The 14,215-nt window shown below is 60.8% G+C and carries 14 protein-coding genes; 5 read left to right on the forward strand and 9 right to left on the reverse strand.

What is annotated here, in order from left to right; genetic code table 11:
* Window positions 1-123: 123 nt before the first annotated feature.
* A complete protein-coding gene (locus tag ACZ881_RS11825; protein WP_476115550.1) occupies window positions 124-840 on the forward strand; it encodes an alpha/beta fold hydrolase in 717 nt (238 codons plus the stop codon).
* A gap of 31 nt (window positions 841-871) precedes the next feature.
* The gene (locus tag ACZ881_RS11830; RefSeq protein WP_476115553.1) at window positions 872-1,834 is read left to right on the forward strand and encodes an alpha/beta hydrolase; all 963 of its coding nucleotides are present in this window, start codon (window positions 872-874) and stop codon (window positions 1,832-1,834) included.
* Between the two features lie 550 nt (window positions 1,835-2,384).
* Here the strand turns inward: ACZ881_RS11830 and helR are convergent.
* Both helR and ACZ881_RS11840 read right to left on the reverse strand, forming a co-directional pair.
* Entirely contained in the window at window positions 2,385-4,574 is a 2,190-nt protein-coding gene (helR, locus tag ACZ881_RS11835; protein WP_476115556.1) for an RNA polymerase recycling motor ATPase HelR, read from the reverse strand.
* 208 nt (window positions 4,575-4,782) lie between these two features.
* Window positions 4,783-4,923 carry a hypothetical protein gene (locus ACZ881_RS11840; RefSeq protein WP_476115558.1) on the reverse strand — a complete coding sequence of 47 codons (141 nt, stop codon included), beginning with the start codon at window positions 4,921-4,923 and terminating at the stop codon, window positions 4,783-4,785.
* A 717-nt stretch (window positions 4,924-5,640) separates the two neighbouring features.
* Between ACZ881_RS11840 and ACZ881_RS11845 the strand changes: the two genes are divergently transcribed.
* Entirely contained in the window at window positions 5,641-6,210 is a 570-nt protein-coding gene (locus tag ACZ881_RS11845; RefSeq protein WP_476115561.1) for an RNA polymerase sigma factor, read from the forward strand.
* Window positions 6,207-7,016: a hypothetical protein gene (locus ACZ881_RS11850; protein ID WP_476115563.1), complete on the forward strand. Its 810-nt coding sequence runs from the start codon at window positions 6,207-6,209 to the stop codon at window positions 7,014-7,016. Before ACZ881_RS11845 ends, ACZ881_RS11850 begins: the two co-directional genes overlap by 4 nt.
* Before the next feature lie 98 nt (window positions 7,017-7,114).
* Here the strand turns inward: ACZ881_RS11850 and ACZ881_RS11855 are convergent, their stop codons facing one another.
* Together ACZ881_RS11855 and ACZ881_RS11860 are read right to left on the reverse strand one after the other, a co-directional pair.
* On the reverse strand, window positions 7,115-7,690 hold the full coding sequence (locus ACZ881_RS11855; protein WP_476115565.1) for a hypothetical protein: 576 nt from the start codon (window positions 7,688-7,690) through the stop codon (window positions 7,115-7,117).
* Window positions 7,683-8,024 (reverse strand): PadR family transcriptional regulator, encoded by a 342-nt coding sequence (locus ACZ881_RS11860; protein ID WP_476115985.1) that lies wholly within the window; start codon window positions 8,022-8,024, stop codon window positions 7,683-7,685. The genes ACZ881_RS11855 and ACZ881_RS11860 overlap by 8 nt, the downstream gene beginning before the upstream one ends.
* Before the next feature lie 2 nt (window positions 8,025-8,026).
* On the opposite strand from ACZ881_RS11860, the gene ACZ881_RS11865 reads away from it, so the two are divergent.
* Complete coding sequence (locus tag ACZ881_RS11865) at window positions 8,027-8,665, forward strand: cytochrome P450 (RefSeq protein ID WP_476115569.1); 639 nt, start codon at window positions 8,027-8,029, stop codon at window positions 8,663-8,665.
* Window positions 8,666-9,160: 495 nt separating this feature from the next.
* On the opposite strand, the gene ACZ881_RS11870 is transcribed toward ACZ881_RS11865, so the two are convergent.
* From ACZ881_RS11870 to ACZ881_RS11890, 5 genes are read right to left on the reverse strand one after another with little or no spacing between them, the layout of a single operon-like run.
* Complete coding sequence (locus tag ACZ881_RS11870; protein ID WP_476115572.1) at window positions 9,161-10,120, reverse strand: ornithine cyclodeaminase family protein; 960 nt, start codon at window positions 10,118-10,120, stop codon at window positions 9,161-9,163.
* Entirely contained in the window at window positions 10,117-11,133 is a 1,017-nt protein-coding gene (locus tag ACZ881_RS11875; protein ID WP_476115575.1) for a proline racemase family protein, read from the reverse strand. The genes ACZ881_RS11870 and ACZ881_RS11875 overlap by 4 nt, the downstream gene beginning before the upstream one ends.
* 58 nt (window positions 11,134-11,191) lie before the next feature.
* On the reverse strand, window positions 11,192-11,602 hold the full coding sequence (locus tag ACZ881_RS11880) for a hypothetical protein (RefSeq protein WP_476115578.1): 411 nt from the start codon (window positions 11,600-11,602) through the stop codon (window positions 11,192-11,194).
* A complete protein-coding gene (locus tag ACZ881_RS11885) occupies window positions 11,599-12,846 on the reverse strand; it encodes a metal-dependent hydrolase family protein (protein ID WP_476115581.1) in 1,248 nt (415 codons plus the stop codon). Before ACZ881_RS11885 ends, ACZ881_RS11880 begins: the two co-directional genes overlap by 4 nt.
* On the reverse strand, window positions 12,843-14,171 hold the full coding sequence (locus tag ACZ881_RS11890; protein WP_476115584.1) for an MFS transporter: 1,329 nt from the start codon (window positions 14,169-14,171) through the stop codon (window positions 12,843-12,845). The genes ACZ881_RS11885 and ACZ881_RS11890 overlap by 4 nt, the downstream gene beginning before the upstream one ends.
* Between the last annotated feature and the right edge of the window lie 44 nt (window positions 14,172-14,215).

Here is a 14,215-nt window from a genome sequence, read left to right on the forward strand (position 1 = left end):
GTTAGCTGCGGGCGGCTAAATTCCCGTTCTGCGTGCTTTCTTCGTGGTGCCCACCACCACAATGCTGTGGACTGGCAGAGGGCTCATGACGAGTACCTGCCACCCCAAACAGAAGGAGACCCCGTGTCCAAAACCCCCACTATTGTTCTGGTGCATGGCGCATTCGCTGACGCCGCCAGCTGGGCGCCCGTAGCCCGCGCACTGCTTGACGAGGGATACGACGTTGCCGTTCCGCCGGTCTTCAACCGCAGCCTGACAGGAGACTCCGCGTATATCAGATCCTTCGTGGAACAGATTGAGGGTCCGGTGCTGCTGGCCGGCCACTCCTATGGCGGCGCAGTCATCACCGTGGCAGGCGTGGCTGAGAACGTGGTGGGTTTGGTTTACGTCTCCGGCTACGCCTTGGAAGAAGGCGAAAGCCTGGGTGCCCTGCAGGGTGGTTTCCCCGATTCGGACCTTGCAGCCAACCTCGTGTACTCGCCGTACCCGGTGGAGGGCTCGGATCCCGGCACCGATGTGTCAGTCCAGCCGGAAGCGTTCCCGGACATTTTCGCCGCAGGGGTCCCCAAGGAAATCAGCCGCGTTCTGGCCGTATCCCAGCGACCTCTCTCGGCTATCGCCTTCGGCGAGGCGGCACCGGTCGCCGCATGGAAAACCAAGCCTGCCTGGGGCATCGTCTCAAGCGCGGACCACACCATCAACCCGGAGGTGGAGCGTTTCGGCTACCAGCGCGCCAATGTCCGCAAGGTCCTGGAGCTCGACGCGCCGCACCTGGTCATGATGACGCACCCGCAGGAGGTTGCGACGTTCATTATTGAAGCCATCGACCAACTGGCCTAGTCCGTATCAGAACCCAGAGAAAGACAATTAAATGAGCGGGAACCCGCACAACATCTCCCTTGAACCGCAGGCCCAGGAATTCGTGGATGCCACCAGCAAGCCGCCGTTCCTGTACCAGCTCACACCGGAAGAAGGCCGTAAAGCCGTAGACGGTGTCCAGGATGCCGGCATCTGGAAGCCCGAGATCGATGAGGAATGGGTCACCGTGCCGGGCGGACCGACGGGTTCTGTCAGCACCCGGATCGTTAGGCCGAAAGGTAGCACCGGAGCACTTCCGGTCATCCTGTACACGCACGGTGCAGGATGGGTCTTCGGGAACGCGCATACGCACGACCGCCTGGTCCGTGATCTCGCGGTCGGAGCCGACGCCGCAGTGGTGTTCCCGGAGTACGACCGATCACCTGACGTCAAATACCCGGTTGCCAACGAGCAAAGTTATGCAGTGGCCCAGTGGGTGGCCGCTCACGGGCCCGAAAAGGGGCTGGACGGATCAAAGATGGCGGTGGCAGGTGACTCCGTTGGTGGCAACATGGCCATCGCGCTGACTCTGATGGCCAAAGAGCGGGGCGATGTGTCCTTCCTGCAGCAGGTGCTGTTCTACCCGGTGACTGACGCAAACTTTGATACACCGTCCTACGACCAGTTTGCCGAGGGCTACTTCCTTTCGCGCGAGGGCATGAAATGGTTCTGGGACCAGTACACCACCAGTGGGGCTGAGCGAGCGGAGATCACGGTTTCCCCCCTTCGCGCAAGTATTGAACAACTCACCGGGCTTCCACCCGCCTTGGTCATCACCGCGGGTGCAGACGTGTTGCGTGATGAAGGGGAGGCTTTCGCTGCCAAGTTGCGGGACGCTTCAGTCCCAGTGACGCAGGTCCGCTATGGCGGGATTATCCACGACTTCGTCATGGTCAATTCGATGCACGACACACATGCGGCTGTGGCGGCTGTGGGGCAAGCTGTAAGCGTTCTAAAAACCGCGCTGCACAGCTGATTTACGTCCTGCACGGCTGATCTACCGGGCCGCCGGGGGCTGGCTGGGCAAGACTAGGCTGACCAGCCAGCCCACCGGCGGTTGCCGGAGCCCTTCTGCGTCAGCGTCAGGCCCGCAGCAATCGCCCCTCCGCGCTGCTCGCCGTGCACTGGCTGACTCAGCTCCTGCCGCTACACCCAAACGAAGCCAAACCAACCATCGTCCTCGTACACGGGGCCTAGGCTGGCACATCAAGCTGGGATAACGTCCGGCAGTTAGCGAACGGTCAGAGCGTTGCGGAGCCTAATGCTGGTCTTGGCTGCGGGCAAAGCTTCTGGATGATGGTACTGAGCTGGGCCGGTCGGAAGGGTTTGGGCAGGTACGCTTTGGCTCCGACTGCCATACCCTCGAGTTCGTCCCCGGGCTGGGCGTATGCGGTGATCTGACTATAAATAGGCCTGAACGGATATGGCGGAACTATCAGGGCGGCCGAGGGGCCGAAATGGGCAGGAGTGCCCATGGACCAATGGTTTACCGTGTGTCTTTAGGCTTCCTGAACACTCCTGAAGGCTCACGCCCCTGTGGTCAGGACCGCCAATTGCTGCGTGGCGCGGGTCATCGCCACGTAGCGGTCCACAGCACCTTCGATTCCCTCCCCGAAGTTCTCCGGGTCAACCAGGACGACGAAGTCGAATTCCAGCCCCTTGGACAATTCAGGGGTAAGCCGGGAGACCGCGCCTGCTTCCGGAGTCGGGGACGTGGGAAGTGCCGGCTGGCTGATCACGCAGGCCGTCCCCTCGGCGTTTGCCTGGCACCAGGAGTTTAACAATGTGTCCATTTCGGCTGCGCCGGCGTGGATTACCGGACGGCCGCCCTTGCGGACAGAGGTGGGAACGTTGGCGTCAGGAAGGGCCGCCCGGATCACGGTTTCAGCTTCGGCCATTACTTCTTCAGGCGTGCGGTAGTTAATGCTGAGGCCCGCAAGGTTCACCTCCCGCAGGCCCACCCGGCCAAGGCGCTCCTTCCAGGATTCCCTGAAGCCGTGCCTCGCCTGGGCCCTGTCCCCCACCACCGTGAAGCTCCGGGATGGACAGCGGGCCAGTAGCATCTGCCATTGCGCATCAGTAAGCTCCTGCGCCTCATCCACCACAATATGTGCAAACGGTCCGGCAAGGACGTCCGGGTCCGCGGACGGCAACGCGCCGGCGTCGTTCAGTTTTTCCCGCATGTCATCGCCCCGCAACATGTACATCTCAAGGTTTTCGGAGTCGTCAGCAGCTATCAGGTCATCCACCACGGAGTCCATGAGCTCGCGTTCAGCGGCCAAGGTTGCCTCCTGCCTCCGCCGGCGCCGCGACGCTTCGGGGTCACCAAGCCGTTGCCGGGCAGCGTCCAAAAGGGGAAGGTCCGCCGTGGTCCATCCTTCAGGGTTGTTGCGGTGGAGTGCCGCCGTCTCCCGGGCATCTAAATGGGGCGCACACAAGCGAAGGTAAGCCGGTACCCGCCAGAGATCGGCCACCAAGGCCGAATAGTCAAGCAAAGGCCAGGCCCGGTTGAAGGCTTCCTGGAGCTCGGCATTGCTGGTCAATGCCCGTCGCAGCAAGTCCTCGGGAATGTCGTATTCGTCGACCTTGTCCGCGAGGATGGAAAGCAACGCCTCCCATATGTCGTCGCGTGCCTCGTTGTGTGGTGTTCCGGGCTCTGCGGCGTCGAACGCTTCTGCCCAATCCTCCGCTGCCAACCAGATGTCGGCGTAGGGCGTTTCCACTTCCATGCCCTCGGAGGGCGGTTCCTCGTGGAACCGCACCGCAGGCTCTATGGCTTTGACCATGGCCACGGTGGATTTGAGGCGGGCAACTTCCGGGTCGGTTTCGATGACGGCAGCCGCGCCTTCCGGGACGAGGTCCCGCACTAGGCAGGTCTGCACCCCCTCTTCACCCAAGCTGGGCAGCACGTCGGCCACGTAGTTAAGGTATTGCCGGTGTGGGCCCACGAAAAGCACGTCACTCCGCCGGTGGACGCTGCGATGGCTAAGCCGGGGATCGGAGTACAGCAGGTACGCCGTACGGTGCAGGGCCACCACAGTCTTTCCGGTGCCCGGACCACCGTCCACGACCAGAGCACCCCGTGAGCCCGCGCGAATGATTTTGTCCTGGTCGGACTGGATGGTTCCCAGCACGTCCCGCATCCTGGCGGAACGGCTGCTCCCCAGGCTGGCAATGAAGGCGGATTGGTCGTCCAACGCGGCGTTGGAGCTGAAGCCATCGGGGGTGAACACCTCGTCCCAGTAATCGGTGACCCGCCCCCTGGCCCAGCGGTACCTGCGGCGGCTGGCCAGGCCCATGGGGTTGGCGTGCGTGGCCCCGAAGAACGGTTCGGCCGCGGGAGAACGCCAATCGAGCAGGAGCCTCCGGCCGGTGCTGTCATTCAGACCCAGCCGCCCGATATATACCGGCTCCTGGCTGTCTTCGGGGACCATCCTGCCCAGGCAAAGGTCCAGCCCGAAGCGGCGCAGGGCCCGTAACCGCTCTGTGAGTCGATGAATCTCTTGGTCCCGGTCCAGGGCTGCCTGCCCACGGTCGCCGGGCTGCTTGCGGGTGTCGTCCAGTCTGGCAGACAGCTCCGAGATGGTCTGCTGCAGCGTTGCGCCGATGGCCTCGAAGTGTTCCTCGTCGGGGCCTGTCTGGAGGGGGTCTGCCTTGCGGGCCAAGTGGCCGGGCAAAGCGAAGACACTGCTTTTTGTGCGGCTGGATTCGGGCATCCCACGGCTCCTTTGTGCTTTCGGTGATGGGTTCGGAGATCCATTTTTCGGGATAGCGGGGGCCTTGCCGCAAGCCCCCGCGTGCGTTATACATTGAATATGGAAGGGATAATCCCTTCCTTTTTTGTGTCTGCATTTGCGGTGGGAATGGAGTCGCGGTCTGATTCCGGGACACCAAGCGGAGCATGCGCCGTCCTTCAACCGCTGCTCAAACCAACAAACCGGGGTCGCGGTCAGCGGCGAGGTCGAGCAGTTGCCCGTCAGTGAATCTCTTGGATTCCCTGATCGCTTCAAGGTTAAGGTAGTCGCGGACTTCACCGCGGCCGCATCTCCACCGGTCGTGCGTCATCCGTCAGCATCTCGGAGACACCGGACGGCAACGAGAGCATTAGAACTAACACGAAACGAATGTTGCAGTTGATACGTCGAGATCGCGAAGAAGTGCGCGTGCATCGCACGTTCTAGCTCCACTCCCGGCAATACCCGTGTCTCGTTCGCTAGAGCTCGCGCACCCTCGCTCAACAGTCCCCCAAGCCAGGCAACCGAGCACCACATTCAACGCCCGCCTCGACGCTCATCCTCAGTAACCTCCCGACACCTCAAGCCTGGCAGGACAGCACCAGAAATCTTGCACACAGCTTGACGGAACCCATTGAGGGGTCGGATGGAGTGCAGCGGAGCAGGATGTGCCGATACATCGACCGAAACCCTTAATGCGATCTACGACCACGCACCCAAACAAATAGACAAACATAGGAGCATCTACGGTGTCCGCTGGTCCGAGAATGGGGCGAAGTTCTTCGGTGATGGGCAAGTCGTCATGGCGGGCCACAGCGCTCGTAGGAGCACGATAATCACGACAGTGGAGGTGATGTGCGGCCAGACGTCGATCCGACGCGCTACACCGCCCGTTCAGGGATCCTTTACCGTGCACTGCCGACATCGAGGGAGCCACGATGCCTGAGGGGCGCTGAGCTCTCTTGTTTGCAGCGAAGAAAAGACTCGGACTGTGAAAGTTTTTGGATGGATGCAACACACTTAGGTGTGTGGCGGACAAGTACAGGGTATGAGCTACCTATCGCGAGCCCCTGACAGGGAAAAGGCTTTTCGGGCACTTTACGAAACGGCGTACGCCGACTTACTGAAGTTCGTTCAGCGTCGCACTGAAGCGGCGGACGCTGAGGACGTGGTGGCCGAGACGTTCCTCATAGTTTGGCGACGATTTTCGGAAGCGCCGGCGCTCCAGGATGACGCACGAGCCTGGGTCTTCGGCATCACACGAAATCTCATGCTGAACGCGCGCCGTGGAGAACATCGACGACAGGCCTTGGGTGTCCGCTTAGCTGAGGTGGCGACGGTTTCTCATCGCCCATCTCACGCGGACCTGGTCAACAGCCGCGTTGATTTGGGCAAAGCCTGGGCGCTTCTCTCTGAGGTCCACCAAGAGACTCTGGGACTTGCGATCTTGGAAAACCTCTCCGCACCACAAGCAGCAAGCGTCGTAGGAATTTCTCCCGTGGCTTTTCGGCTCCGCCTAACCCGGGCGAGAAGAGCCTTGCGATTACTGCTCCACCATTTCCCCCAGAGCGAGTCTGCCGCACCAGCAACACTTTCCGAGAGGGCCTCTACATCATGAAAACCAACCACGATATTGACACCCTTATTCGTTCCATGGACGCAGCCAGGCTAAGCGCAGCTCCAGATTTGAGTCGGTCACAGAAAGACCTGGAACGGATTCTCAGTTCCCACCCAATTGCTCCGGCACCCACGGAACAGAAAAAGACCACGCCACGGCCGAGCCGCCGCTGGCGAACCCTCGCCTTGGGAGCCGTTGCTCTGGCGGCCACAGCCGGGTTCCTCGTCGTACCAGCACTTTCAGGAGGCGACCCGGCCTTCGCAACGTGGACCGCCGCCCCGGGTGAGCTGATTGGTACCGAGCGCGACAGTGCGGTCTCCGACTGCATTCGGTCAAGTCAAGGCGTTGACACCGGTATGTACGCTAAGGATCTGGAAGCGGCAGAAGTCGCCATCGCTGAAAAGCGTGGCGTCTGGACCACTGTAGTCATCGCCGGAGCCAACGGCTTCGAAGCAACATGCACCACGGATAGCACCGCCCCATGGTTCAAAAAAGGATCCTTCGGTTCAGTGGGAAACTCCGGAAACGGTCAGCCGCTCCCGCCCCGAGGAGTCAGGGCCACCCAACTCGGAACAGGGGTAATTTCAAACAATCCACTCTCAATGGCATCTGGTCAGGTAGGAACCGACGTTGCCGCCATCGCCTACACCAGCGTAAGCGGGGAACAGATCAAGGCAACGGTCTCCAAAGGTCAGTTCGCCTTCTGGTTTCCTGGTTCAGAACTGACAAACTCTTCCGACCAAGCCGTTCCCATCGAAGTTACCTACAACGACAACACGACCACGACTCAATATCTCAGCCTCTAAAGCGCGCCGCCGAACCGTGTGCCACATGCAAGGAGCATTCCAGTCGTTCGGTCCTACGCCGGCAGAGTAGTTTCTTAACCCCGCCGTAAGCCGATCCTTTACCGGTCGCGTCCTGTGTTTGTCCTTGTTCGCTTCGTCTTGCTTTCAGCGGTGATTAGACGCCAGGCCCTGGCTCCGAGCAGGAAGGCAAGTGCAGCGATCACGGTGGGTTCGGTGAGCCAGGCCCAGTCGCTGGTCCAGCTGATACCAGTGGCTTCGGCCGTGGAGTATGCGGTGACCTCGATGGTGAGAAAAGTAGCGTGCGCTTCGGTCAAGCTGAGGGACTGGACGGCGGCGAGCATCCCGAGCACGTAGGACAGGAACACTGTCCAGTAGATCAAGAGTGCCGCGCCGGCGGTGATGATGCCGATGGACCATAGGGGTCTGCGTTGCGCGTCGTCGGCGTACTGCTGAGCAAGTGCCCTCGGCGAGCCCAGGTCACGGAGGCTGGTGGACATGTCCCGAGGATCACTCGCGAGGGACTGTCGGAGCTCTTTGAGCGTCGCTCGACGTGCTTTGCCCGGAAGGACTGCTTCCAGATGCCAATCGAGTCGAGAAAGGTACATGTCGGCTCGTAGCTGCTCACTGACGGAGCGACGACGGGCGGGAGTGAATTCCAAGGTCTTGTCAGGCATGAGGTGCGTGCTCCTTCTCGACGGCAGCTTGAACGGCAGTGGCAACAACCTGCCACTGGGCCTTCACGGATGCTCGTGTGGCGCGGCCTGCTTCGGTCACGGCAAAGTATTTTCGTGGTGGTCCGCTCGTCGATGGAACCATTCGGGTGCTCACCAGCCCGTCCCTTTCGAGTCTGCTCAGCAGCGGGTACATCAGCCCGGTCGTCACTTTCAGGCCCAGCTCCGCGAGACGTTCGACGAGCCGGTAGCCGTAGGACTCCTCGTCGGCAAGGAGGGTGAGCGTCAGCAGAGGTAGTACCGCTCTAGTCAGTTGCGCATCCTGCTGCGCCTGAATTCATGAAACGGCTGGTGACCCGGGACACCACGCTGGCCGGAACAAAGCTGAAGGCCGGGGAGACGATTTTCCTCGCGTACGCTGCAGGATCTCGTGACGCAACGCGGTTTGCCCACCCGGACGACATCGACTTTGACCGGAACTGGGCTGTACCTCACCTGGGCTTTGGCCAAGGCATCCACGCATGCCTTGGCGCCCCCTTGGCAAGGCTCCTCCTAAGAATTGAACTCGCTGTCCTGCACGAGCGCCTCCCGGACCTCCGGCTCGGCACACCCTACGAGGATCTCGAATACACAGTGGTTTCGGAAGGACGGGGCATGGTCGCCCTGCCGCTCGAATGGACACCTGCGCCTGTTGCAGAAAGGGCGCAGCCCGCCGTCGTCGATCATGCTGCCTCCACCGCGACTCCGGTGACCGTACGCTCCCGCCGCTTAGTGACGAAAGACGTGGTGGAACTGACGCTCGAAACGGCGGGCCCGGGCCGGGTGCGCTGGGAACCCGGCGCGCACCTCGACCTGGAACTACCGGACGGCTCCCTGAGGCAGTACTCATTGTGCGGACCAACGGGAACATCTGAACTCCGTGTTGCTGTCCTGAAGGAAGGAAGAAAGCGGCAGAGGAGGCTCGAAGATCGTCCATGACCAAGTCAAGGTGGGTGATCAGCTGAATATTCGGGGACCGCGGAACCACTTCCGGCTCAAGCCAGCACAATTCCTCCTGTTCGTTGCGGGAGGAATCGGCATTACGCCGTTGCTTCCCATGATTGAGGAAGCCGAGCGCCGGCGCATCCCCTGGCGCCTTCTTTTTCTCGGCCGTGACAGAGCACGCATGCCGTACCTGGAAGACCTTACCCAGAGCCACCCGTCAAACGTTTACGTATGGCCAAGCAGGGCAACCGCCTTCCTTGGCCTACTTAAGTCCACCGCGTGCTCTTGCACAGAGTGCTGAAATCAAAGTCATGCCGTACTCCGGCCGGGTCACAAAGCTGTTTGGCAGGGCAGAAGACCATCTGGAGAAAGGACGGCGCTGACTCGGCCCAAAAGATTCCTGGAGATTGGGGCTGCTTGAACCGCTAAAAGCCAAGCTCTTCTGGACGAAACTCATAGTGAGCGTTGGGCGACGTCTGAATTTGACGCTTAGACGTTCACGATTTCCCTTGATGCAGTTGCGTATCTGTCGGCGACGGCGCACGCTATGACCAGGTCTTCCCAGGACATCCCTGAGCTCTTGAACAGAACCCGGCCGCCGGCCGGTTGAACATCTCCCCTGATCACAGATGCCATGGGCACAAGTTTGGCCGGGTCGAGCTTGCCCTCGTCAATGGCCATCACCACGTCACCGCATTCACGCCGGGCGGTCTCCGGATCTTCGACGACGACCGTAGCACTTGCAAGGAAGTCTGCATCGACTTCCCTGACGTCCGGCTCGTGGGAACCCACCGCGATGACGATGGCCTCAGGACCCAGCAAAGACGAATCGAACAGAGGCGTTGCCGCGGAAGTTGCGCACACGACAACATCCGCAGCCCGAAGCGCGTTGTCGGCTTCCAGGGTGCCGGACAAACAGACGTCGAGGTCTGCCCCCGGGGACGGATCGATGACGCGCGGGGTCCTAACCACGTGGGTCACCTGGTCAACCACGGACTCTCCCAGGGACTGAAGGGTCCGGACATGGGCCAGGGCCTGGGGTCCCGACCCGAAGACAACGACCTTCAGCCGCCTCTCTTTTCGGTCTAGGAAGGGCCGCACTGCGGCTACTGACACTGCGGCCGTTCGGATGTTGGTGAGCGCTATACCGTCGAAGATCCCCCGTGGCGCGAGGGTCGTCCCGTCGAACAACACGTAGATTCCCTGGATGCGGGGCAGCGCGAGGGCTGCGTTCTCAGGGGCAACGGTGGCGACCTTTACCCCTGCGGCTCCCGGCAAATCTGCTGGCATCAAGAGGAACTGGCCGTTCGTCAAAGGCACAACGCTGCGCGGGGAATCGTTCGACGGCTCCAGGCCGCTGCGAAGCGCATCCTCGATGGCATTGACGGCCTGGATCGGCGACAGCAGCGAAAAGACTTCGTCTGCATCGAGATAGGGAACCTGGGTCATCGCAGCACGAACCCGGGAACCAGAGTGTCGTCCGGATCAACCTCGAACTTGTGCTGCCCGGTCCTGTACGCCATACCGGAGACCTGAACAATAACTCCGGGCCCTCGGTGAATTTCCACCTGTTCGAGAACCTGTGCTCTGAACAGGGTGCCGACAATGGATTCGTGAACCAGCGTTTTCCCGTCACCAAGGATGCCGCGGGCGGTCAGCGTAGCAACCCGGGAAGCTGTTCCTGAACCGCAAGGGGAGCGGTCAACTTCACCGTCAGCAAAGACAGTGACATTGCGTTGCCGGACCGTACCCGCTTCGTCGGCTGGCAGCTCTTCGTAAATGATGGTTCCGTAGATACCGTCCAGCCGACTGTCCGTCGGATGCTTGGAGTGCTCGGATTCGTTGAGCTTCCACTTGATTGCCCGGCCGATGGAAATCAGTTCCGTAATGTTCTTCGGCTCAACGGTCAGGCCGATGCTGTCGCAGTTGAGCTGAGCATATGCCGCGCCGCCGAAGGTGATGTCGACCGTAACCGTCCCGTAGGAGGTATCAACAGATATGTCCTTTGCGATGACATAGCTGGGGACATTGATGAAGTCGACGGACGTGATCTTGTCGCCTTCAGCATGGACCCGCGCAGTGACGCGCCCTGAAGGGACGTCGATCTTGACGTCCGTGGTTCCGGAAGGATCAGCTTGGACCCTGCCCGTCTGCAGCGCCCAGACACCCAGAGCGATGGTGCCGTGACCACAAGCAGTAGAGAAACCATCCTTGTGCCAGAACAGGACACCAAAATCCGCACCCTCGTCATCTGGCGGGGTAATGAAGCCGCCGTACATGTCCGCGTGTCCGCGAGGCTCGTAGCAGAGCACTTTACGAAGTTGTTCAACGTCGGGGTCTGTCATTGCGTGGGCACGACGGGCCGCGACGGTGGCTCCGGGCAGCGCAACCGGAGGGGCATCGATGATCCTGAATGGTTCACCCGCTGTGTGGTAATCGGTGCTCTCAATGATGGTTTTCAAAGTTCCTGCTCCTGATGGGATGGAAGGGGGCGATGCAGTAATATGTCGTGGCTTGGACTTATGGGCCCGGAACAACGCTGAAGAGAGTTTTGTAGGTCCGTCCGGGAAAGGCGTCACGAAGCCCTTGCTGTAGCGCGGCATTCGGGTCGGATGTTGGTCTGGAGGGTGCAGACCATCCGCGGGCTTCGCTGGCGAATCCCTGTTTGACCAGGCTGCGCAGGATCCTGCTTCGTTCGTCGGAGGTCACCCAGTTGTCGTAGTCCTGGGTGGTGGCCCACAGAGAGGTCACGACCACTTCTTCAGCTGCGTCCGAGCGGACAATCTCACCAGCTGTTGCTCCGAGCTGCTGCGATAATTCCAGGACGTGATGGGATCGGTAGAAGTCCAGGATTGTTGCGTGCTGGTCTAGGGGTGCCGGTATGACGAGGAATGACTGGCATTGTTCTTCTGCTACGGGTGGTCGCGTCAATGGTGGACCTCATCTTTGACAATTGTCCCTTCCTGCACAACGACAGTGAGGTACTTCTGAGGGTTGGTTAGTACTGAGATGTTCTCAACGGGATCCGCTTCGAGTATGAGTAAGTCTCCTCTGGCGCCCTCTGCTATTACACCGAGTTCGCCCTCGCGCCCGAGGAGCCGGGCGGCGGTGGTAGTAGCGGAGCGGATGACGTCCAGTGGTTTCTGTACTTCGGCGCGGACGCTGAATTCTTCCAGCTGGTGGGGGTGCATGGGGCCGATGAAATCGGATCCGAACACGAGATTTACCCCGCCCCGGTGGGCCTTTTCCAATCCTTCGAGGCCGCGGCGGAGGGCGCGTTGTGCTTTCTGGCGGGTTTCCGGTCCGACGCCGTATTGGGCTCCTTCCTCGGAGGCCAGGAGCCGTCCGGTTGCAAGGGTGGGGACGAGGTAGGCATCTTTATCCAGGAAGAGTTGGACGGATTCGTCATCGAGCAGGTTGCCATGTTCGATGCATTTCACGCCATGTTGGAGCGCCCGGTTGATCGAGCGGGCGCCGTAGGCGTGGCCAGTGATGTAGATGTTGGCGGCTGTTGCTTCTTCCACGGCTGCGTTGATCTCGTCCAGCGAGAATTGGTCGGAGTCGATGCGGTCCGTTGGTGAGGCGATCCCGCCGCCAAGCATGAGTTTGATGTGGCTTGCGCCGTGTCTGATTTCGTCCCGGCAGGCGCGCCGTACTTCGTCGACGCCGTCACAGACCTTGCCGATGCCGATCTCGGCATGGCCGTGGTTGCAGGAGTCCTCCAAAGTTCGGAAGTCACCATGGCCGCCTGTCTGCGAGAGGGCCTTGCCGCCGTAAACGATTTTTGGTCCCGCGAAGTATCCCTCTTCCACTGCCCGCGCCAGGCCGTATTCGGCGCCTCCGACGTCCCGGACGGTGGTGAAGCCGCGCATCAGCATGTCCTTCAGGAGCCTGGAAGACCGAGCTGCCAGATAGAGGGACGAGCCGCGGGCGGCTTCTCCTAGGTCGGTTTCCAAACCCAGAACGTGGACATGGCCGTCGATAAGTCCGGGTATGACTGTTCTGCCGCGTGCATCCACACGCCGGAGCGTGTCGCCGGGCAAGGCTTCACGAGTCGGGCCGACCTCCTTGATGATGCCCTCTTCGATGTGGATGGTGCGGTCTGGAGTGCGTACTCCGGTGGCGGTGTCCAGGACGGTTGCATTGGTGATGATCACTGAGCCTGTTGTCATCATGCCTCCGACCCTATCGTTCCGCGCTGGTTCAGATCCCGGCCCCGCACTTCCGGCATGAAGGCCAGCACGATGATCGAGAACACGGCCAGAGGGACGAACAACCACACAAGTCCAATGCCGTTTCCTGCCGTCGTCAGCGCTGTAGCGATCAGGGGTGTGGTGCCGCCGAGCAGTGCCGAGGAGATGTTGTAAGGGATGCCGATGCCGGTTGAGCGAACGTCGGCGGGGAAGAGCTCGCAGTAGGCCGCGGACATGCTACCTGAGGTGAAGGAAATGACCAGGCAGCCCACAATGTCCACGAGCAGGAAGGTCCCGAAGTCCGGGGATTCAAGGAAGTTCAGGAAGGGATAAATCAGCAAAGCGATGCCGATTGGGGTGGCCAGCAGCAGAGGCTTGCGGCCGATGCGGTCCGAGAGAGCCCCAACGAGCGGCAGGGCAATCATCATGATCACCAGGGCGATGATGCCTCCGAGGAAGGCTTGATCGAGGGGAATGCCACTGGTGATGTGTGCGTAGGTCGGCAGATAAACGGTGAACAGGTAGTAAGGCGAGGTGTAGATCGCGATCGCGAACATCCGCAGCATGGCGAGCTTGTGGCGAGCGAAGACTGTGCGAATGGGGGCCTTTTCAATGGCGTTGTCCTCTGCCATAGCTTCGAAAGCGGGGCTTTCCTTGGCTCGTGCTCGCAAGACAAGGCCGACGAGGCTCAGGATTGCGCCGAAGATGAAAGCGATCCGCCAGCCCCAGACCGCCAGAGCGTCAGGGGATAGGGTCGCTGTCAGGATGGCGCCCGTCGCAGTGGCCACCAGGGTACCCAAAATGCTGGACACCAATGTCAGGGAGCCGAAAAGTGCACGGCGGTTTGTCGGGGCGTGCTCGACGATAAAGCTGGACGCTGTCTGGAACTCTGCACCCGCGGAGATTCCCTGCATGATCCGGGCCAGGACGAAGATCGCTGGTGCGACAATACCGATCACGGAGTAGGCCGGGGTGATGCCGATGATCAGACTGCCGGCACCCATCATGATGATAGTCAGGCTCAGTAAGGTCTTGCGGCCAAGTTTGTCGCCCAACGGGGACAGGAAGATTGCGCCCAGGGGCCGGGCAGCGAAACCCACCGCGAACGTAATGAGGGATTGAAGCAATGCCACGGCCGGGGTTCCGCCGGCGAAGATCTGTACGGAGAAGATCGAGGACAGTACCGCAAAGATGCCCCAGTCGTACCATTCGACGAAGTTGCCGAAAGCTCCGCCAAAGATGGCCTTGATAGATCCAGGCGACTGCCCGACGAACCTTTTGGTCGCCGCTGGTGTGGTGTTGTGCATTGGAGAGCCTCTCTTTCGAGATGAAGAGAACGATGCTAACGAAG

The organism is Paenarthrobacter sp. TE3676 (assembly GCF_056279165.1).